The sequence below is a fragment of the Pseudomonas sp. GT1P32 genome (assembly GCF_054897805.1).
In genome coordinates this window covers 6,699,769-6,719,244 of record NZ_CM142704.1, presented here as the reverse complement: position 1 = coordinate 6,719,244, position 19,476 = coordinate 6,699,769, and the positions used below count along the sequence as shown (strand labels likewise).

Genomic DNA, 19,476 nt, shown 5'->3' with positions numbered 1-19,476 from the left:
TGAGGGCTCGACAGCCCTGAAACCCACGAATTCCCAGAAAGAGTACCGATCATGACCCAAGTCAAACTGACCACCAACCACGGCGACATCGTCCTGGAACTGAACGCTGAGAAAGCCCCGATCACCGTGGCCAACTTCATCGAGTACGTTAAAGCCGGTCACTACGAAAACACTGTTTTCCACCGTGTCATCGGTAACTTCATGATCCAGGGCGGCGGTTTCGAGCCAGGCATGAAAGAAAAGAAAGACAAGCGCCCAAGCATCCAGAACGAAGCCGACAACGGTCTTTCCAACGACAAATACACCGTCGCCATGGCCCGCACCATGGAGCCGCATTCGGCTTCCGCCCAGTTCTTCATCAACGTCGCTGACAACAGCTTCCTGAACCACAGCGGCAAGAACGTTCAGGGTTGGGGCTACGCAGTGTTCGCCAAAGTGACCGCCGGTACCGACGTTGTCGACAAGATCAAAGGCGTGTCCACCACCTCCAAGGCCGGCCACCAGGACGTACCAGCAGACGACGTGATCATCGAGAAAGCCGAGATCATTGAGTGATATTGCTGATTTCAGACTTGCATCTGGAAGAGGAGCGCCCGGACATCACCCGGGCGTTTCTGGATTTGCTCGCCGGACGCGCCCGCTCGGCGAGTGCGTTGTACATCCTCGGCGACTTTTTCGAAGCGTGGATTGGCGACGATGCCATGACGCCCTTCCAGCGCTCCATCTGCCAGGCCCTGCGCGACCTCAGCGACAGCGGCACGGCGATTTTTCTGATGCACGGCAATCGTGACTTCATGCTCGGCCAGGCCTTTTGCAAACAGGCCGGCTGTACGTTGTTGAAGGACCCGAGTGTCGTGCAGTTCAACGGCGAGCCGGTGCTCTTGATGCACGGCGACAGCCTCTGCACCCGCGACGAGGCTTACATGAAGCTGCGTCGTTACCTGCGCAACCCGATCACCCTGTTCATCCTGCGCCACCTGCCGTTGCGCACCCGCCATAAACTGGCGCGCAAACTGCGCAGCGAAAGCCGTGCGCAGACGCGGATGAAGGCCAATGACATTGTCGATGTCACCCCCGACGAAGTGCCACGGGTGATGCAGGCCTATGGCGTGAAAACCCTGATCCACGGGCACACCCATCGCCCGGCCATCCACAAGTTGCAGATTGGCGAGCAAGCGGCCAAACGCATTGTGCTGGGGGATTGGGATCGCCAGGGCTGGGCGTTGCAGGTGGATGAGAGCGGGTTTGCGTTGGCGCCGTTTGACTTCACCCCGCCGCCACAACTCGCAGCCCCGCGAACTGACTGACACTTCCTCCTGTAGGAGCGAGGCTTGCCCGCGAAGGCGGCGTGTCAGTCGACATTGATTTGACTGACACGCCGCCTTCGCGGGCAAGCCTCGCTCCTACAGGGGGTCTGCGGTGGGTCTAGTGGCCGGAGGCCGCAGGCCCGGCCTTCGCCGCGAACGGCGGTTTCGCCAGCCACACCAGCACGATCAACCCCATGAACGCCCACCCCAGCAACGTGAAGTAATCCACGGTGGAGAGCATGTACGCCTGACTGGTCAGCACATGATCGAGCTGCGCATACGCCGGGTTGCTCGCACCGCCCAGCGCATTCAAGGCCTCGCGGGTCGCCGGTTCGTAGGTGCTGATGCTTTCGCTCATGTAGGCATGATGCTGATCCGCCCGACGAATCCAGATCCACGTGGTCAACGACGCCGCAAAACTGCCGCCCAGGGTCCGCAGGAACGTCGCGAGGCCCGCGCCATCGGCGATCTGGCTCGGTGGCAGGTCCGACATCAAAATGCTCAAGGTCGGCATGAAGAACAGCGCCACGCCAATGCCCATGAACAACTGCACCAGAGCGATGTGCTGGAAGTCCACCTCGTTGGTGAACCCGGCGCGCATGAAGCAGCTGAGGCCAATCGCCAGGAACGCCAGGCCCGCCAATAGCCGCAGGTCGAACTTGTGCGCGTACTTGCCGACAAACGGCGAGAGGATCACCGGCAGAATCCCGATCGGCGCCACCGCCAGCCCGGCCCACGTTGCCGTGTAACCCATCTGCGTTTGCAGCCATTGCGGCAGGATCAGGTTGATGCCGAAGAACCCGGCGTAACCCAACACCAGCACAATCGTGCCGATGCGGAAGTTGCGATACGCGAACAAGCGCAGGTTGACCACCGGGTGTTTGTCGGTCATTTCCCAGATCACGAACACCGCCAGCGCAATCGCGGAAATGGCCGCGCCGATGAGGATGAAATTCGATTCGAACCAGTCGAGGTCGTTGCCCTTGTCGAGGATCACCTGCAACGCGCCGACACCGATGATCAACGTGATCAGACCGACGTAATCCATTGGCTGATAACTGGTCACCACCGGCCGCGCCTTGAGCTGCGAACGCACCACCATCACCGCGAAAACCCCGATCGGCACGTTGATGAAGAAGATCCACGGCCAGCTATAACTGTCAGTAATCCAGCCGCCCAGAATCGGCCCGGCAATCGGCGCCACCACCGTGACCATCGCCAGCAACGCCAGGGCCATGCCGCGCCTGGCGGGGGGATAGACCGCGATCAGCAGCGTCTGGGTCATCGGGTACAACGGCCCGGCGACCAGACCTTGCAGCACCCGAAAGCCAATCAGCTCCGGCATCGAAGTGGAGATACCGCAGAGAAACGAAGCCAGCACAAACAGAATCGTCGCCCACAGAAACAGTTTCACTTCGCCAAAGCGCCGACTGAGCCAACCCGTCAGCGGCAGCGCAATCGCATTGCTCACCGCAAACGAGGTGATCACCCAGGTGCCCTGCTCCGAACTCACGCCCAGGTTGCCGGAAATCGTCGGCAACGCCACGTTGGCGATGGTGGTGTCGAGCACTTGCATGAAAGTCGCCAGCGACAGGCCGATGGTACTGAGCAGCAGGCTGGGCGGGGTGAAAGACGCGTTATTGCTCATCGCGAATCCTTTGAAACCTGATGGGCGCTGCGCCCTTTACAGACGCAGCTGACCGTGTAGGAGTGAGCCTGCTCGCGATAGCGGTGGGTCAATCAACAAAGATGTTGAATGTTAATCCTCCATCGCCGGCAAGCCGGTCTCACTCCCACAGGGTCGGAGTGATGGCGAATCAGCGTTGCGCGGTTTTGCTGACCGCTGCGCTGTTGTCGTGGATCAATTGCGTGATCATCGCGTCGGCCTCGGCCAACTGACGGTCGTAGACGTTGGTGCTGAACGACGCCTTTTGCGGCGGCTGTTGCGCCAGCACCGGGCCGCTTTGGTCGCGCAGGTTCACATCGACCTGAGTGGACAGGCCCACGCGCAACGGGTGCTTGGCCAGTTCTTCGGCGTTGATGTGAATCCGTACCGGCACACGCTGGACGATCTTGATCCAGTTACCGGTGGCGTTCTGCGCCGGCAGCAGGGCAAACGCGCTGCCGGTGCCCGCGCCGAGGCTGTCGATGGTGCCGCTGAATTTCACGTCGCTGCCGTACAGGTCAGCCTGGATATCCACCGGTTGGCCGATGCGCATGTCGCGCAGTTGGGTTTCCTTGAAGTTGGCGTCGATCCACAACTGATCCAGTGGAATGACGGCCATCAGCGCGGTGCCCGGCTGAACCCGTTGACCGAGTTGTACCGAGCGCTTGGCGACGTAACCGGTCACCGGTGCAATCAGAGTGCTGCGGGAATGGTTCAGATAGGCCTGGCGCAATTGCGCGGCGGCCGACATCACGTCCGGGTGCGACGACACCACGGTGTCATCCACCAGGGCGCTGGTGGTTTTCAGTTGCTGTTTGGCGTTGGCCAAAGCGTTTTGCGCCGAGGTCAGGTCATCGCGAGCGTGAGACAGTTCTTCCTGGGAAATCGCCCCGCCCGCCGCGAGATTTTTCCGGCGGTTGAAGTTGTCCTCAGCCTTCTGCACTTCGGCTTGCTGGGCATTGACCTGGGCTTTCATGCCGTCGACGTTGCTGTACAAGCCGCGGACCTGACGCACGGTGCGCGCCAGATTGGCCTGGGCACTTTGCAGACCGACTTCGGCGTCGTTCGGGTCGAAATTCACCAGCACCTGGCCTTCATGGACCAGGTCGCCGTCATCAGCGCCAATGCTCACGACGGTGCCGGTGACCAGCGGAGTGATTTCCACCACGTTGCCGTTCACATAGGCGTCGTCGGTGCTTTCGTTCCAGCGCCCGAAGAATTCGTGATAACCCCAGACGCCGACACCGGCGAGGACCACCACGATGGCCAGGACCACCAGCATGACTTTGCGTTTGCGCGGGTTGCTGGTGTCTGGACTGTTGTCAGCGGTTTGAATGTTTTGTGCAGTGGCCATGACCATTACCTTGAATTAGTTGTGCTGCGTGGCTGGGGTTGCGTTGGCCGCGGTCAGGGTTTCGCCCTGAAAACCGCCGCCCAGCGCCTGCATCAGTTGGATCGACAGGTCGATTTGCTCGGCATTCAGGTTGGCCAGCTGACGCTGGGCCTGGAGCAATTGCTGCTCGATGCTGAGCACGTCCAGGTAGTTGCCGATGCCGGAACCGTACCGCTGGACCACGGTGTTGTAAGAATCCTGGGCAATGTCGGTGGCGTGCTGCTGAGCGCCGATCTGCCGGCCGATGTCACGCAACTGATTGATGGTGTCGCTGACATCACCGAGGGCTTTCACCAGGCTTTTGTTGTACTGCGCAACGGCGAGGTCGTAATCGGCGTCGCGGGCATCGAGGTCGGCACGCAGGCGGCCACCGTCGAAAATCGGCAGGGAAATGGTCGGTGCGATGTTGAAGAAACGACTGGCGGAACCGAACATCGCGTCACCCAGCAACGATTCGGCACCGGCCGCCGCGCCGAGGTTCAGGTTGGGATAGAACCGGGTCTTGCCGGCGTCGATGTTCTTGCTCGCCGCCTCGACCCGCCAGCGCGCGGCCACCAGATCGGGACGGCGACCGAGCAACTCGGCGGGCAGGACCGACGGCAATGCGACGGCGCTGGCCTGAAGAATCTTCGGCCGAGCGATTTCATTGCCGCGATCTGGGCCTTTGCCGAGCAATACCGCCAGGGCGATTTTCGCGCTTTGCAGGCGTTTCTCGGCGTCGATCAGGCTGGCTTCAGACGTGGCTTCCAGGCTTTCGGTTTGCTGGAACTGGTACTGACTGTCGATCCCGGAACTCAGGCGACGCTGGCTCAGGTCGAGCATTTGCCGGGTGCGTTTGAGGTCTTCGTTGGCCAGGTCATAAACGATGTGCGCCTGACCCAGATCGCTGTAGGCGCGGGCGACGTCGGCAGACAACGTCAACTGAGCGGCCTGCTGATCGACTTCGGCAGCGCGGGCCTGGCCCAACGCGGCTTCCCAGGCGTCGCGCTGACCGCCCCAGAGGTCGAAGTTGTAGTTGAAGCTGGCACCGATGTTACGCACGGTGGAGTAGGCATCGCCCTCGCCCCTCGGGTCTTGATCCCGGGCCAGACGCGAACGGCTGACGCCGGCGCTGGCATCGAGGGTCGGCATCCGCGCAGCGTCGGCGGCATACGCGGCGGCGCTGGCCTGATGAGCACGGGCGTCGGCGATCTGCATGTCGGGGCTGTCGTGCAGGGCTTCGCGGATCAGACCGTCGAGCTGCGGGTCGCCGAGGCTTTTCCACCAGTCGCTTTTCGGCCAGGCCGCAGGCGACAGGGTCACGCCGCTGAGGGATTGCCCGGCCTTGAGGGTTTTCGCATCGAGGCTTTTGCCTTCGGTGGTCAGGCCGCTGTAGCTGGCGCATCCGGCCAGGGTCATGGCCGCGAGCACCAGGCTCAGGCCGGCGCGCAAGGTTTTGCTGCTCATTTGTCACCTACCCGCAGCAGCGTGATCGAGTCACCGGCTGCCACCAAAATTTTCTTCAGGATCTGTTCCAGGGTTTTCAGCTCATCAGGCGTGATCGCGCCGGCCAGTTCGTTCATGGCGTCGGCGCCGATCACCGGCAAGCGGTCAGCCAACTGCTGGCCTTGCTCAGTTAACACAAGCTGCACCTGACGGCGGTCCGCTTCGGAGCGTTGGCGGGCGAGGAAACCTTTCTGTTCCAGACGATCGAGCATGCGGGTCATCGAGCCACTGTCGAGCGACAGGTGCCGGCACAGTTCGGCCGGAGTATCGACGCCGTATTGGGCGATGATGATCAGCACTTTGAACTGCGCGGCGGTGATGCCGTGGGGTTCCATGTGCGTGTCGATGATCCGGTCCTTGAGCAGCGCAGCGCGCCCAAGCAGGAGACCGAGATGGCAGTTCTTGAATTCGTCCGGGGTGAAATGTTTCATCTGACCACCAATTAGCTGCCTAGGCAGAGAATGTATGTCGAGATGTTACTGCCTAGGCAGCCAATGTCAACGTAATAGTTAGGTTGCTTTGTATTTGACGGATAAATGGTGCGGATTTTGTGGCAGGCGCAATGACGCCTTCGCGGGCAAGCCTCGCTCCTACAGGTTCGGTGTAACCCCTGTAGGAGCGAGGCTTGCCCGCGAAGAAAGCGACTTGGTTTTGGAGAGGACGGGCGTTAAAAATCCCGCTTGTAAAAGATATCCAGCGAACTGGCCACGCCACCCGCCGCTTCGAGGTACACCTTCTTGCTCAGCTTGTAGCGCAGGGCAATGGTGTTGGCCGGCTCAAACACGCCAACGCCATATCGCAGGCTGAGCTTCTCGGAGATATTGCCGCTGGCGACCACACTTGTCGTATTGCCGCTGCCCTCGGTGTCGAGCTGGAAATCCTGAATCCCCAGATCGCTGGCCAGTTTGCCGGTCACCCCGGAACTGCCCATCAGGCCCAACCCCAGCGCAGCCTGCGCCAGCATGTTGTTGTCTTCACCGGTGGTGCTCAGCGGACGCCCGAGCACCAGATAGGACAAGGCCTGTTCCTGACTCATCGCCGGCTCGGAGAAGATCTGCGTGGTCGGCTGCTCGGCGCTGCCGCTCAGGCGAATACCGGCGATGACGTCGTCGGTCTGGCGAATCGCCTCGATGTCCAGGTACGGCTGATCGATCGGGCCGGCAAACAGCAAACGCGCCCGACGCACTGTCAGCCGCTGGCCATAGGCCCGGTAACGCCCGTCGTTGAGCCACAACTCGCCGCGGGTGTCCATGTTGTCGCCGATGTGCACGTGCCCTTGCAGGTTGGCAGTCAGGCCAAACCCGGCGAAGCTGAGTTTGTCTTCGCCGACCGCCACGTCGATGTCCATTTTCATCGCCAGCGGCGGTTTGCCCTCTTCGGTCTGCGCGCCAATGATCACCGTGTCATCAGAGATCTTGACCGTCGATGGCGGCAACTCGCGCACGGTGATTTCGCCTTTTGGCACCAGCACTTTGCCAGCGATGGCCAGTTCGTCGCCCTTCATCGAAATCTTCAAGTCCGGCGCCACTTCGAGCTTGGCGTACGGTTCGACAGTGACCGGCAATTGCGTGCCTTTGAGCGCCAGGTCCACCACCAGCGCCTGACCCCAGGCGATGCTGCCGGTCAAACTGCCCTGCCCGCTCTTGCCGCTTTTCCAGCCACCGTTCAACTGCACGGTTTCGCCGGCGATCAGCGCTTGAAGCTGCAACGCCTCAAGGTCCATCGGCAATTCAGGGCCGGAAATCTCGCCGTCGCTGAGCAACAGATTGCCGTTGACCAAAGGCGCCAGCAGACCACCGGAAATCGTGCCGCTGCCATTCAGGCGTCCGGTGAGCTTCTCGACCATCGGCACAAACGGTCGCGCCACGGACAGGTCGAGGCCATTGAGGCGGAACGCCCCGGTCAGCGGTTTGTTCTTCGGCAATGGATTGATCTGTGCCTGCACACTCAATTCGCCGAGCTTGCCGCCGACGAAGTTGAGGTCGGTGTCGATGCGCTTGGGCGTGAGTTTGCTGGTGAGTTTCAGGGTCTGGTAGGGGAAGTCCAGCCACTGATCCTTTTCCTTGATGCGCAGGGTGCCGCCGCTGGCATCGAGGCTGATCTGGCCGTTCGGGCCGCTGGCCGGCAGGTCCAGTTGCAGGTCGGCGTTGAGCCGGCCCTTCCAGGCGAAATCCTTCGGCAGCCATTGCGCAAGGCTTTCAATCGGGAATTGCTTGAGGTGATAACGCAGCTTCGGTTCCGGCATCAGGCGCTGGTCTTCACCGCACAAACTGGCCGGGCCGGACATCCAGCAATGGGCGCCGAAATTGATTTTGCCGTCCGCCAGCCGTTCGAGTTTCGCCGGGTTTTGCAGCTTCCAGTCCTGGCCACCGGCCTGAATATCACCGCTGGCCAAACGTCCGCGCCAGTTGCCTTTGTCCAGATTGCCGTCGAGGCCCAGGGCCAGTTTCAGTTGCGGGCCTTGCAGGTCGAGTGTCAGTTTCTGGTTTTTGATATCGCCCTGACCGCTGGCCGTCAGCGTGCCCAGCGACGTGTCGCCGGCCTGAATGCCCGAGCCCTTGAAATCGATTTTCGCCCGTTGCGCGCTGTCGAGCGTGGCGTCGAGGTTCAGGCTTTGCAGGCGATTGTCTTCGAACGCCAGTTGCGTGCCTTGCAGCCCGAGCTTGCCTTGTGGTGCCTTGAGCGTGCCGGCGACATCGACGCGACCATTGAGCTGGCCGCGCAGTTGCGGCCACAGCTGCGCCAGGCGCGACAGCTTGATGTCGATCTGGCCGGCGAGTTTCTGTTGCAGACTGCCCTTGCCGGTGATGCTGTTGTCGCCGAGGCGGATTTGCAGCGCGCTGAGGTTCCATTGCTCGCCGCTGCCATCGGCCTTGGCTTGCAGGATGGCCGGTTGGCCACGCAGTTTGCCCTTCAGATCGAGGTCCGCGTTCAGGCTGAGTTTTTCATTCTTCATCTCGCCTTTGCTGCGCAACGGACCGGCCAGGGTACCCGGCAATTCCGCGACCCAGTACGCCGGGTTGATCGCCGACAGGTCCAGCGCGGTGTCCCAGGCAATGCCATCGGCAAATTGCAGGTTCAGGTGGCCTTCGGCCTTGCCCTGCCCGGCTTCGAGCTGGATTTGTTGCAGGTAGATTTTCGTCAGGTCGCCAGCGAACGGGCTGCTCAGGCTGAACGCTCCGGCCGGGCCATCCAGCGCAGCCTTGAAGTTGCCGAGGTATTTGCCGTCGGTGTAGGAGACTTCGCCGTTGAAGCTGCGCAATGCCACTTCAGGTTCGTCGATCAGCGGATAGAGCCGGTGCCAGGGGAAATCCAGCCAGTCGATTTTCGCCGTGGCGTTCAGGCCTTTACTCCAGTCCAGAACGCCCGTGAGCTTGAGACTTTGTTTGTCGTTGGCGGTCAGGTCCAGCGCGGCGATCTGCGCGCCGTTGGCGTCGACTTTGCCTTGCAGCATCAGTGCAACCGGGCCTTGCTCGGCAGGCAGCGTGGCGTTGCCGCGCAACTGGTAGCCGTTTTTCAGATCGCCGTCGCCGGTCAGTTCAAGCTGATTGAGTTGCAGGGTGTCCGGCAGGTCCGCACTGGGTTTGAAGCCGTCGGCGACGATCCGCACCTTGGCCGGCAGGTTGTCCGCCAGCGGCTGCAACTCGCCGGTCAGTTGGCCGTTCAGGTAACCGCTGCTGTCGGCGGTGAGCTTCAGGGTTTTCAGCAGGTCGCCGTTGATTTTCAGCGTCAGCGCCCAGGGCTCGGGCGCTGGCAGGGTCAGTTTGCCTTCAGCCTTGAGCGGCCAGTTGCCGTTGGGTTGCAGGAGGCCGGACAGGTTCAGGCTGAGGTCGTCGCGTTGCAGTTGCACGGAGTCGATCTGCATCCCCTGCTCGGTCCAGTGCGCCGCCAGTTGCAGGCCTTTGAGTTCTTCGCTGCCGTTGAACAGCAAGCTGCCGACCTGCACGTCGCCCAGCTCGATGGCCAGTGGCAATTTCAGGTCCGGCAAGGTGATCGGTCCACTGCTCTGCTCTTCAGGGCCCGGTGGAAATTGCAGGCTGACCTGGTCGGTTTTCAGTTGCTCGATGCACAGGGCCATGCGCGTCAGGCACAACGGCGACCAGGCGAAAATCACCTTGCTCAGCTCAACCCGGCTGGTGCCTTGCTGCCAGACCAGATGATCGGCGCTCCACTGACCACCCAGACGGCCCTGGAAATTCTCGACGGTCAAACCCGGCACAAAGCCGAGTGCCCAGCGGCTGCCTGTCGCGGTGCCCAGCACCGTGGTCACGGCCAGCAGCACCAGCATCAGCAGCGCCAGAATCGCCAGCAGCGTTACTTTCAAACCACGCTTCACAGCTCAGGCCCCATGGAAAAGTGCAATCGAATACCGCCGTCGTCGTCCATCGCGTGAGCCAGGTCGAGGCGAATCGGCCCCACCGGCGACACCCAGCGCACGCCGATACCTACGCCGGTCTTGAGATTGGGCAGTTCGAGTTTGTTGAAGGAATTGCCCTGGTCGACGAACGTCGCGACCCGCCATTTTTCGGCGATGGAATATTGATACTCGACGCTGCCGGCAATCATGTAGCGGCCACCGATGCGATCGCCCTCGGAGTTTTCCGGGGACAGGCTCTGGTAGTCGTAACCGCGCACGCTCTGATCGCCACCGGCGAAGAAGCGCAGCGACGGCGGTACCGAATTGTAGCCATTGGTGGCGCTTCCACCCACCTGCACCCGACCGAGGAAACGGTGTTTATCGAACACCGTGGTCAGGCCTTTCACCAGCGCCGTGCCGTAGACAAGGTTGTTGTCGGAGCCCAAGCCTTCCTTGGCCACTTTGGTTTCGAACTGCAGGCGATAGCCGTTGTGCGGGTCGATGCGGTTGTCGCTTTTCAGGTAGGAATAGCTGACGCCGGGCATCAGCAGATTGCTCAGCCCCGAGTCATCGCCGAGTCGATATTCTTCGCGCTGCCATTTCAGCGACACCACTCGCTGCCAGCCGCTGGGCAACTTGCTGTGCCATTCGGGGCCGAGGGTCAGCAGTTTGCTCAGGCTGTCCTTGTCGGCAATTTCTTCACTCTGATAACCACCGGCGAAGCGCAGTTTGTCGGTCAGCGGCGGGTCCAGCGGAATGTCATAGAACAGCCCGACGTTTTGCCGAGGCGCCGAGACTTCGGTTTCCCAGCCATAGCTGTGGCCTTGAGGGTTGACCCAGTGCCGGGTCCAGTTGGCCTTGACCCGTGGGCCGACGTCTGTGGAAAAACCAAGGCCTAGGCCCATGGTCCGTGGCTTGCGGGTGTCGAGCTTGACGTCCACCGGGATCACATCGTTCTTGGACGCCGTCGGCGCCGCGTCGACGCGCACGCCTTCGAAATAGCCGCTCGATTGCAGGTTCTGATTGAGTTCGGCGATCAGTTCGGAGTCATACGGCGCACCGGCCTTGAACGGCACCATGCGTTGCAGCAACTCTTCATCGAACGGCGTATCGCCTTCGAAACTGACTTTACCCAAGGTGTAACGCGGGCCGCTTTCGTAGATCAGTTCGATGTCGGCAACGCCGGCTCGCGGGTCGACCGCCAATTTCTGGCTGGTGAAATAACCACTGAAGAAACCGTAACGCGAGGCCTGGTTCTGGATCAGCCGCTTGGCGTCTTCGTAGCGGCCATGATTGAGCACCGCGCCGGTTTTCAGCGCATTGCTTTTTGGCACACGAAAGGCTTTGAGGGAGGCCGCAGGACCGTCGATGCGAATAGTGACATTGCGTAAATGCACAGGCTCGCCGGGATCGATGTTCATGACCAGGCGCGGTGTCTTGCCGCCCTTCACGTCCGTGTCGATCTGTGGCTGGTAATAACCCAAGGCCTGCGCGGCCTTGCGCGCCTGTTCTTCGGCGCCACGACTGAAGCGCAACAAGGCTTCTTCGTCACGATCGCCGAGGCTGCCAATATAGCCCTCTATATTGGCCTTCAGTTCATCGTTGGACGGTTTGATCCGCACATCCAATTCACTTTGGGCCAGCGCCGCGCAGCTGGTGATCAGCATCAGCACGCCGCTGGTAATTCTTCCTGGAAACTTCATAGGCGCGGATGCTATCACGAGCGTGGGAGCGTGATAGAGCCTCGCGCCCCGCGAAAGTTCTACCGTTTTATGCCGAGGCGGTTTGCAGCACCTGTGGGTTGGCGTGGAAAAACACGTGCTCGCGGATCGGTCCTACCGCTACTTCACCGATTTCCTCGTAGCCCTGACGTTTATAGAACTCCAGATAACGCGGATTCCCGGTATCGAGGACTACACCCTGGGAATGCTCGTCGACCGCGCACCAGTTATGGACCGCCTGCAGCAGTTGTTCGCCGAAGTGCTTGCCCTGAAATTGCGGGTGAACCCCCAGCAATGGCAGCAGGTGCACCGAGTCGGACGGCACGCAGGCCATCACCGCGTCGTGGTATTCGAGGTAGCGGCGGGTGCAGCGAAACCCGGTGCTGAGCACCATCCGCAGGCGCCACGCCCAGCTTTCGGTGATGCCCAGGCGTCGTTGCGGCGGCGCGATCAGCGCGATACCGATCAAGCGATCGTTGACCAGCAGGCCGATGGCCGGCAAGTCCTGCAGAAAGTGTTGCTTGACCAGTTCCCGCACGGTGGCGCGCACCCGCTGTTCATAACCGGGACGTTCGGCTTCGAAGAGGTAACCGAAGGTCGGCTCGTGGCGGTAGGCCTGGTACAACAGGGAGCGGGCTTCGCGGGAATAGCCGCTGTCGAGCATATGGATATCGGCGATGACGGTCGAGGTTTCGGGCATAACGGTCATTCTCCCCGGCGCGGCTCGGGTGGCTGCGCTCTTATTGGTACGAGCGTGTGGGTGGCTTCACAGTTCCCCAGACAGGTATAGACCAAGTCAGGATCTTCATCGACTGAACTGGCCTCTTCGCGGGCAAGCCTCGCTCCTACATGACCGGTGCCCTACACAAAAAATGTGAACCTGTAGGAGCGAGGCTTGCCCGCGAAGAGGCCCGAGCAGCCAACAAAGATCTGACAGAACACAGCGAATCCCCTCACCCCACACTGGCCCCAATCCCACAGGTCAGCTAGCATCGCCCTTTTGCCAGGACTGCCGACCATGAAGATCGTCTCCTTCAACATCAACGGGCTGCGCGCTCGTCCTCATCAGCTGGCGGCGCTGATCGAAAAGCATCAGCCGGACGTGATCGGCCTGCAGGAAACCAAGGTCCACGACGATCAGTTCCCGCTGGCCGAGATCCAGGCGCTGGGCTATCACGTGTATTTCCATGGGCAAAAAGGTCACTACGGCGTCGCCCTGCTCTCGCGCAAGGAACCGCTGGAACTGCACAAAGGTTTCGTCACCGATGAAGAAGACGCCCAGCGCCGCTTCATCTGGGGCACCTTCGCCGACGCCAATGGCGTGCCGGTGACCATCATGAACGGCTATTTCCCACAAGGTGAAAGCCGCGACCATCCGACCAAATTCCCGGCCAAGGAACGTTTTTACAACGACCTGCAGCACTTGCTGGAAAGCCAGTTCAACAACGAACAGCCGCTGGTGGTGATGGGCGATGTGAACATTTCCCCGGAAGACTGCGACATCGGTATCGGCCCGGACAACATGAAGCGCTGGCTGAAAACCGGCAAATGCAGCTTCCTGCCGGAAGAACGCGAGTGGATGACACGCTTGAAGAACTGGGGCCTGGTGGACAGCTTCCGTCACCTGAACCCGGACGTGGCCGACCGATTCAGCTGGTTCGACTACCGCAGCCGTGGCTTTGAGGATGAGCCGAAGCGCGGGCTGCGGATTGACGTGATCATGGCGTCCCACGGATTGTTGCCGCGAGTGAAGGATGCCGGCGTGGATTACGAACTGCGCGGGATGGAAAAACCGTCGGACCACGCGCCGATCTGGCTTGAGTTGAGCTAAAAGCAAAAGATCGCAGCCTGCGGCAGCTCCTACACGGATGTACCAGTCCTGTAGGAGCTGCCGCAGGCTGCGATCTTTTTATTTGTCATCTTTCAGAAACCTTACTGACTTAATCTCCCGGCACTTTCTTTGTTCTTTAAAGGTGCCGGCATGACGCTGCGCGTTTTCTTCTTGTTAATGCTGTGCGCCGGGCTGCCCATCACCGCGTCGGCCGGTGACTTGCCGACGCCTAAACAGGGACCGGTGCTGCGCATCCAGGGTTCCAACACCATTGGCGCGGCATTGGGCCCGGCGCTGGTCGAGGGCTTGATGCGCGAGCAAGGCTTGCTCAAGGTCCACAGCGAAACCCCGGACAAAGCCAACGAATTGCGGGTGGTCGGCGAAACGACTCAGGGCCGCCGGGTTATGGTGGACATCGCGGCCCACGGTTCCAGCACCGGTTTCACCGCCCTGAAAAACGCCACGGCGGACCTCGCCGCCTCTTCGCGCCCGATCAAGGACAGCGAACTGCTGGCCCTGCAATCCCTCGGTGATCTGAAGAGCCCCGGCGCCGAGCAGGTCATCGCCATTGACGGCCTGGCAATCATCCTTCATCCGCAAAACCCGCTTAATCAACTCAACACCGAACAACTGGCGCAAATCTTCAGCGGCGAAGCGAAGACCTGGGAGGAACTCGGCGGCAGCGGCGGAGCCATTCACCTGTATGCACGGGATGATCAATCGGGCACGTACGACACGTTTAAGGAAGTGGTCCTCAGCCGTCGTGGGAAAACGCTGAACAGCGCAGCGAAACGTTTTGAATCCAGCGAGCAATTGTCCGACGCGGTCAGCCTCGACCCGCAAGGCATCGGTTTTATCGGCCTGCCCTACGTGCGTCAGGCCAAAGCCGTGGCGATCGTCGATGGCCAATCCCAGGCGATGCCGCCGCTTAACAGTCTGATCGCCACGGAAGACTATCCGTTGTCGCGGCGGCTGTTCTTTTACCTGCCGCCCGACGCCAAAAACCCTTGGGCCGAAGCGTTGGTAGCGTTTGCGCAAAGCAGCAACGGCCAGGCCATCGTCGCGGCCAACGGGTTTATAGCCCAGACCGTCCAGGCGATGGCCGTTACGCCCAATGCATTGATGCCCGAGGGTTATCAGGCGCTCAGCCGCCACGCCCAGCGCTTGACCGTGAATTTCCGTTTCGAAGAAGGCAGCGCGACGCTGGACAACAAGGCCCGACAGGATCTGACGCGGGTGCTTGATTACCTTCAGCAGAACCAGAAAACCAACCGGCAGGTGTCGCTGGTGGGGTTTGGCGACGCCAAGAGCGATCCGGCGCGGGCTGACCTGCTGTCGAAATTGCGGGCCATGGCGGTGCGGCGGGAGTTGGTGAAAAGCGGCGTGGTGTTTCGCGAGATTCGCGGTTTTGGCGCCGAGATGCCGGTGGCGGCCAATAGTGCGGATGAGGGGCGGATCAAGAATCGGCGGGTTGAGGTTTGGGTGTATTGATTGGGTATTGTGTGTATATCCGTTGCTGCGGTAACGGCAGCTGACGGTTTCGCCCTTACGGCGAGTCACTTGGAAAAGCCCCAAGTAACCAAGGGCTCTTGCCCCTTTCGTTCGGTGGCTCGCTAATGCTCGCCATGCCCTCGCTCCGGTCCTGCTCCGTGGGCCCGCCGCCATCGGCCATCCATGGCCGGGGGCGGCTAACCCGGCATCCTTGCCGGGTTGCCCACTGCGCAGAACCTCCACTCGGCCTCTCGAGGGGGCGTGTACCTCAAGATCAAAAGCGAAAGGCGAGCTAACGCTCGGCCTGATGAGTGGTGGAAATCAAAAGCGTATGGGATTCCCTGTAGGAGCCGGCTTGCCGGCGAAAAGCGTCTGGGCAACGCGTTCATTCAGACAGCACGCGTTATCGTTGGCGTCCATCGCCAGCAAGCTGGCTCCTACAAGGGAAATGCATAGGTTTTCGTTATGTCCACGATCAACTGTAGGAGCCGGCTTGCTGGCGATGGCGGAGGGTCAGTCAACGTGTGCATTGGCTGGACGGACGCCATCGCCAGCAAGCCGGCTCCTACAGGGGATCGGTGTACAGATTCGGAATGAGTGAGTGCAGCAGAGAAGGACAACGCGGTCGACCAAATAGCCAGGTCGGCTTTCAGGCCGCCTCGGCGGCTGTGGCGGTGGTCGCCCCCTCGAGAGGCTGAGCGCAGGTTCTGCGCAGTGGGCAACCCGGCATGGATGCCGGGTTAGCCGCGCACGGCCAGGGATGGCCGATCGCGGCGGGCCCACGGAGCAGGACCGGAGCGAGGGCATGGCGAGCATTAGCGAGCCACCGAACGAAAGGGGCAAAAGCGCTTGGTTACTTGGCGCTTCTCCAAGTGACTCGCCGTAAGGGCGAAACCAATAGCCGCCGTGACCGCAGCAACGGATATGTACACCATCGAAAAACCAGGCGCCTGCCACACAGCCATCGCCGGCAAGCCGGGCTCACTCCTACAAGAGTTACGCTCAGCCCAGCAGCTTCTCCAATTGCACAACGGTATCCACCGCACCCAGCGTTTTCGCAGCATCCAACGCCGAAACCCCATTGGCATCCTTGGCCTTAGGATCAGCCCCTTTGCTGATCAGGTAATCAACGATTTCCACACGGTTGAACATCGCCGCCATCATCAACGCCGTGCGACCGTCAAACGATGCACCTTCCACCAGCGCGCCACCCTCGACCAACGCCTTGACCACCGCCAGGTCACCCTTGAACGCCGCGCCGGCAATCGGACTCTGGCCGTTGTCGTTGCGGATTTCCGGATCGGCCTTGTGCTCAAGCAGCACTTTCACCGTGTCCACATGGCCGTGGTAAGCGGCCAGCATCAGCAACGTGTCACCCTTGTGGTTGCGCAGGTTCGGCGGCAGGCCTTTGGTCAGCAGCGCAGCCATCATCGCCGCATCGCCCTCGCGCGCCTTGTTGAAAACCTGTTCGGCAAATTCGGCGGCTTCTTCGGGGGTCATCTGGCGGCTTTGATCGGACATTGGAAACTCCACATACAGTTATTCGCAAAGCCGACAGTTTCCCGAGCGCCCCCGACACTGTCACTTGTTTTTTCTCAAGGCACGCCATAGCCACAATCAATAGCGGTACTTGCCGCCGTGAATATCCGCCAGCAATTGTTCGTTGACCTGCACGTAAGTGTCGGTCCCTGGCAGCCAGGCATAGATCGGGTCGTCGCCGGTTTTGCCAGGGTCGAAGGCTTCGTCCTTGAGCCGGGTCTTCTGGTATTTGAAGGTGCCGGTGGTCTCCATCTTCACTTTCACCCGCAGGAACAGCGGCACCGCATACGCCGGCATTTGTTCACGGGCGAAGGCCAGCAGCTCGCTGAAATCCAGGGTCGCCAGGGACTCGGCGGGCGTGATCGCCGCCATCCCGGCGCGCCCGTTGGTGTTGCGGACCTCCACGCCATAAGCCACGGCTTCGGAAATATTCGGGTGTTGCAGCAGGATGTTTTCGACCTCGGTGGTCGAGACGTTTTCACCCTTCCAGCGATAAGTGTCACCCAAACGGTCGACGAACTGCGCGTGGCCAAAACCGATGTTGCGCAGCAGGTCACCGGTGTTGAAGTAACGGTCACCCTTCTCGAACACGTCGTGCAGCACGACTTTTTCAGTCTTCTGCGGATCGGTGTAGCCATCCAGCGGCGCCTTGTCGTCGATCTTCGCCAGCAACAACCCCTGCTCCCCCTTGGCCACCTTGCGCATGAAGCCGTTGGCGTCACGCGTCGGCGCGCCGCTGTCATGGTCGTAGGCCGCCAGCTCCCAGGACATCAGGGAAAACCCGACGGTGTTGTCGAAGTTGAGGATGTTGGTGAAACCGATATTGCCGTCGCTGGCCGCGTACAACTCGCAGATGTGATTCACGCCAAAGCGCGTCTTGAATTCGTGCCATGCGCCGGGGCGCAGGCCGTTGCCGATCATCTTCGTCACGCCGTGCTGGTTGTCGTCGGCGCTGGGCGGTTGATCCACGAGGTAGCGGCACAATTCGCCGACGTAACCGAGGGTGGTCGCGCGGTAATTGCGCACGTCGCTCCAGAACTGGCTGGCGCTGAACTTGCGGCGGATGGCAAACCCGGAGGCGCCGCTGATGGCCGATCCCCAGCACACGCACAACCCGGTGGCGTGATACAGCGGCAAGGTGCAATAGACGATGTCCTCGGGGCGCATGTCCAGCGCGATCAAGCCGAAACTGGCCGAGCTGCGCATCCAGCGCCCATGTTTGAACACCCCGGCCTTGGGCAACCCAGTGGTGCCCGAGGTGTAGATGTAGAAACACGGGTCGTCGAAAAAAACCTGCTGACTGCTCGCAGGGTTGTCGCTGGGGCTGTCGGCAATCGCGGTCATCAGGTTGATGAAACCGTCGGGGGCAATGCCCGGTTGGCGGTAGGTGTCCTGGTCGGCGACGAACCAGGTGCGCGCCACGTCGATCGAGACCCGTTCGCGCACTGCCGCAAACGCCGGTACCAGCTCCTCTCCGACAATGATCGCTGCCGGCGCCACCAGGTTCAGGCTGTGGGCCAGGGTATCGCGGGTTTGAGAAGTGTTGAGCAAGGCACTGATCGCCCCGACCTTGGCCACCGCCAATATGTTCACCAACAGTTCCGGGCGGTTTTCGATGAACACCGCGACCACGTCGCCCTTGCCGATGCCTTGGGCAATCAAGTGATGGGCGATGCGATTGGCCCATTGATTGACTTCCGAATACGTGAGCACCACCGCGCCCTGGAGCAAGGCCGGGCCGGCGGGATTGCGCAACGTCGCTTGTTCGAAGCTCCAGCCCAGGCCACACGGTTGGGTCGGGTCCTTGACGTTGGCGGCTTTCATGCCTTTCACCACCCGGGGGATGGCTTTGGCAATGGACGGCAGCTTGCGGAGCATCATGCCCCAGGTAATCGTGTCGTTCGTCGTGCGGCTCATGGGTGCTCCCGTTCGATCTTTTTATTGTCGGGCGACGGTGATTGAGCCCGAAAATACGTCAACGGTTCTTGAGCTGTACACGCGGTTTTTGAAATGTTTTGTATCCGCGAAAAACGCGAACCCGGAGGATGTGAATGGTTCCATCGAACCGACATCGACCCCGCAAAATGCAGGATGCACGATGGCCATTCATGCAGATTGCACGAAAGCAAAAATTTGGCCTAAAACCAACTTATTGATTTATAACGATTTTTAAAAAATAAGGTGCTGGCACAATCACTGCAACTACCTCTGCATGCTTGCCATTCAAGAGCTTACGGAGCTGATAGACATGAACCTGATCCAGGAAAAATTTTCGTCCCTGTTCTCCAACTTCGAAGTCACCACCCAGCCACGTCCCGACGGTGGCATTCTGCTGACCTTGCGCAGCAGTGAAGGCAGAGTCTTCAAGCGCTCGGTTTCCTACCAGCAATTGCATGCAGGTGATCAGCTGTCGTGGGTGATCAGTGCGATCCGCCGTGACCTGGCCGAACAGGCCAGCGAATTGCCGCAGATCTCCATGCTGCAAAGCCAACAGCGCTTTGCGCTGCCGACGTATCACTCGGCATAAACCGTTTCAACGCTGCAAACAAACAGGCCGTGAGAGCTTTCGCTTCACGGCCTGAGTTGTTTCTGACACAGCACCAGCCCTTGTAGGAGCGAAGCTTGCTCGCGAAGGCGGCGTATCAGTCCACATTAATATCGCCTGATACGCCGCCTTCGCGAGCAA

At 60.7% G+C, this 19,476-nt stretch carries 14 protein-coding genes; 5 read left to right on the top strand and 9 right to left on the bottom strand.

Annotation, left to right across the window (positions count from 1 at the left end; translation table 11 throughout):
- Positions 1 to 51 precede the first annotated feature (51 nt).
- A complete protein-coding gene (locus ACYZUC_RS30715; RefSeq protein WP_253404195.1) occupies positions 52 to 555 on the top strand; it encodes a peptidylprolyl isomerase in 504 nt (167 codons plus the stop codon).
- Positions 552 to 1,307, top strand: a complete 756-nt coding sequence (gene lpxH / locus ACYZUC_RS30710; protein ID WP_461992458.1) for a UDP-2,3-diacylglucosamine diphosphatase — start codon at positions 552 to 554, stop codon at positions 1,305 to 1,307. The genes ACYZUC_RS30715 and lpxH overlap by 4 nt, the downstream gene beginning before the upstream one ends.
- A gap of 118 nt (positions 1,308 to 1,425) precedes the next feature.
- Here lpxH and ACYZUC_RS30705 read toward each other — a convergent pair whose 3' ends face one another.
- The 7 genes from ACYZUC_RS30705 to ACYZUC_RS30675 form a co-directional block, all read right to left on the bottom strand.
- Positions 1,426 to 2,955, bottom strand: coding sequence for a DHA2 family efflux MFS transporter permease subunit (locus ACYZUC_RS30705; protein WP_461992456.1), 1,530 nt, complete (start codon positions 2,953 to 2,955; stop codon positions 1,426 to 1,428).
- Between the two features lie 169 nt (positions 2,956 to 3,124).
- Positions 3,125 to 4,327 (bottom strand): HlyD family secretion protein, encoded by a 1,203-nt coding sequence (locus ACYZUC_RS30700; protein WP_461992454.1) that lies wholly within the window; start codon positions 4,325 to 4,327, stop codon positions 3,125 to 3,127.
- 15 nt (positions 4,328 to 4,342) lie between these two features.
- The gene (locus tag ACYZUC_RS30695) at positions 4,343 to 5,812 is read right to left on the bottom strand and encodes an efflux transporter outer membrane subunit (protein WP_461992452.1); all 1,470 of its coding nucleotides are present in this window, start codon (positions 5,810 to 5,812) and stop codon (positions 4,343 to 4,345) included.
- Positions 5,809 to 6,282, bottom strand: coding sequence for a MarR family winged helix-turn-helix transcriptional regulator (locus tag ACYZUC_RS30690; protein WP_008032787.1), 474 nt, complete (start codon positions 6,280 to 6,282; stop codon positions 5,809 to 5,811). The genes ACYZUC_RS30695 and ACYZUC_RS30690 overlap by 4 nt, the downstream gene beginning before the upstream one ends.
- Before the next feature lie 236 nt (positions 6,283 to 6,518).
- Complete coding sequence (locus ACYZUC_RS30685; protein WP_461992450.1) at positions 6,519 to 10,187, bottom strand: translocation/assembly module TamB domain-containing protein; 3,669 nt, start codon at positions 10,185 to 10,187, stop codon at positions 6,519 to 6,521.
- A complete protein-coding gene (locus tag ACYZUC_RS30680) occupies positions 10,184 to 11,911 on the bottom strand; it encodes an autotransporter assembly complex protein TamA (protein ID WP_461992449.1) in 1,728 nt (575 codons plus the stop codon). Before ACYZUC_RS30680 ends, ACYZUC_RS30685 begins: the two co-directional genes overlap by 4 nt.
- A 67-nt stretch (positions 11,912 to 11,978) precedes the next feature.
- On the bottom strand, positions 11,979 to 12,629 hold the full coding sequence (locus tag ACYZUC_RS30675; RefSeq protein ID WP_192227319.1) for a GNAT family N-acetyltransferase: 651 nt from the start codon (positions 12,627 to 12,629) through the stop codon (positions 11,979 to 11,981).
- Between the two features lie 318 nt (positions 12,630 to 12,947).
- Between ACYZUC_RS30675 and xthA the strand changes: the two genes are divergently transcribed.
- Together xthA and ACYZUC_RS30665 are read left to right on the top strand one after the other, a co-directional pair.
- Positions 12,948 to 13,760 (top strand): exodeoxyribonuclease III, encoded by an 813-nt coding sequence (xthA, locus tag ACYZUC_RS30670; protein ID WP_461992447.1) that lies wholly within the window; start codon positions 12,948 to 12,950, stop codon positions 13,758 to 13,760.
- Positions 13,761 to 13,910: 150 nt separating this feature from the next.
- Positions 13,911 to 15,251 carry a substrate-binding domain-containing protein gene (locus tag ACYZUC_RS30665; RefSeq protein ID WP_461992445.1) on the top strand — a complete coding sequence of 447 codons (1,341 nt, stop codon included), beginning with the start codon at positions 13,911 to 13,913 and terminating at the stop codon, positions 15,249 to 15,251.
- 1,002 nt (positions 15,252 to 16,253) lie between these two features.
- On the opposite strand, the gene ACYZUC_RS30660 is transcribed toward ACYZUC_RS30665, so the two are convergent.
- The gene (locus tag ACYZUC_RS30660; RefSeq protein ID WP_223556689.1) at positions 16,254 to 16,772 is read right to left on the bottom strand and encodes an ankyrin repeat domain-containing protein; all 519 of its coding nucleotides are present in this window, start codon (positions 16,770 to 16,772) and stop codon (positions 16,254 to 16,256) included.
- A gap of 96 nt (positions 16,773 to 16,868) precedes the next feature.
- The gene (locus ACYZUC_RS30655) at positions 16,869 to 18,707 is read right to left on the bottom strand and encodes a long-chain-acyl-CoA synthetase (RefSeq protein ID WP_461992443.1); all 1,839 of its coding nucleotides are present in this window, start codon (positions 18,705 to 18,707) and stop codon (positions 16,869 to 16,871) included.
- Between the two features lie 331 nt (positions 18,708 to 19,038).
- On the opposite strand from ACYZUC_RS30655, the gene ACYZUC_RS30650 reads away from it, so the two are divergent.
- Positions 19,039 to 19,317, top strand: coding sequence for a DUF3509 domain-containing protein (locus tag ACYZUC_RS30650; RefSeq protein ID WP_008031503.1), 279 nt, complete (start codon positions 19,039 to 19,041; stop codon positions 19,315 to 19,317).
- Positions 19,318 to 19,476 lie beyond the last annotated feature (159 nt).